The sequence below is a fragment of the Actinophytocola sp. genome (assembly GCF_035942955.1).
GTDB lineage: Bacteria > Actinomycetota > Actinomycetes > Mycobacteriales > Pseudonocardiaceae > DASYTH01.
In genome coordinates this window covers 1-1,541 of record NZ_DASZCQ010000309.1, presented here as the reverse complement: position 1 = coordinate 1,541, position 1,541 = coordinate 1, and the positions used below count along the sequence as shown (strand labels likewise).

Annotated in this window: 1 protein-coding gene; it reads right to left on the bottom strand. The window is 68.6% G+C overall.

The genetic code is table 11. The annotated features are described in order from the left end of the window. Positions 1 to 31 precede the first annotated feature (31 nt). Positions 32 to 1,541, bottom strand: a 1,510-nt coding sequence (locus tag VGX25_RS30775) for a M14 family metallopeptidase (RefSeq protein ID WP_326921456.1), incomplete at its 5' end; no start/stop codon positions are given.

The following is a 1,541-nucleotide window of genomic DNA, read 5'->3' as shown; positions in this document are numbered from 1 at the left end:
CCCCCCCCCCCACCCGCGGGAGGCCCGCCAGTCAGATCGTGAGCTTCCAGGAGTCGATGCGGCCGACGTCCTGGGCCGCGGCGTCGCGAACCCGGAGGTTCCAGGTGCCGTTGGCCAGCTCGCCGGACAGGTTGCGGGTGTAGGTCTGGTTGAGGTTGTCGGCGCTGCCGCCGGACCGGTTGTGCAGGTTGTAGACGGTGCCGTCCGGTGCGACCAGATCGACGACGAGGTCACCGATGTAGGTGTGGACGATGTGCACCTCGATGGTGCTGCTGGCCGACGCGTTGCCGGTCAGGCCGGACACCGTGATGGGGCTGCTCACCGTGGCCAGGTCGGGGATGGCGACGTCGGTGGTGTTCTCGAACGTGCGGCCGGGCGGCGGGGGCGTGCCGTCGCAGGTCTGGCCGATGACCCGCTTGGGGCAGTCGGCGTACTCGAGCAGCATCAGCACGGCGGCCCGGTTGCGCGTGGTCTCCCGGACGATCACCTCGTCGGGCGGGTAGAAGCCGGAAAGGCCGCCGCTTGCCGGGTACATCTCGAACGTGTACGAGTAGATCCGCTGGTTGCCCCACAGCCAGTCGTCGATGGAGCCGTCGGTGATGTACAGATCCGAGGCCTGCTCCGGGGTGTAGCCGTTGGTCTGCGCCATCTGCCGGCCGAGCGTGGCGTGCGTGTCGTACTCGTCGGCCGACATGCCGGGCGCGGTGTTCGCGGTGGTGTAGCCGTACGGCCAGAGCACCAGCTCGCTGAACGTGTGGAAGTCGATGCCTGCCTTGATCTGCTGCGTGCCGCCGACCACCCGGCTGCGCACGAAGTCGGCGACGACCCGCACCTCGGGCGCCGACTCGGGGGCGGCGCCGCGGTAGGTCTCGCTGCCGGTGCTGCCGGACGATCCGCCGCAGCAGCCCCAGTTGTAGTTCCAGTTGCGGTTCTCGTCGGTGCCGACGTTGGACGACCCGGAGTTCGGTTGCCGGTTCTTGCGCCACCCGGCGTAGGAGCCGGTGCTGATGTCGAACTCGCCGCCGTCGGGGTTCATGTCCGGAACGATCCAGATCTCCCGGCTGTTGACCAGGTTGCGCACCTGCGCGTCGGTGCTCTCCACGAGCAGGTGGACGAGATAGAGCGCCATCTCGACGGTGAGGTGCTCGCGGGCGTGCTGGTGGTGGGTGAACAGCACCTCCGGCTCGGCCTCGTCGGTGGCCACGTTGTCGGAGATCTTCAGCGCCCAGATCTCCCGGCTCTGGTAGGAGCGGCCGATGACCTGCTTGCTGATCAGGCTCGGGTTGGCGGCGATCACCTGGTTGATCTCGGCGGTCATCTCCGCGTAGTTGTGGTAGTTCGAGTCCGCGGGCGGGAAGTCGTTGGGCGTGACGTCCTGGGTGGTGACCGGCAGCCCCTCTTCCTTGATCACGGTGTAGCCCAGCGCCTGGATCCGGCGGACCTCGTCCGGGGTCGCGGTGATCATCAGGCGGCTGTCCTCCGGACCGTTGATCGCCGCGCCGGTGGCGGCGATCGCCGAGCGCTGCTCGGCCGTCTTGACG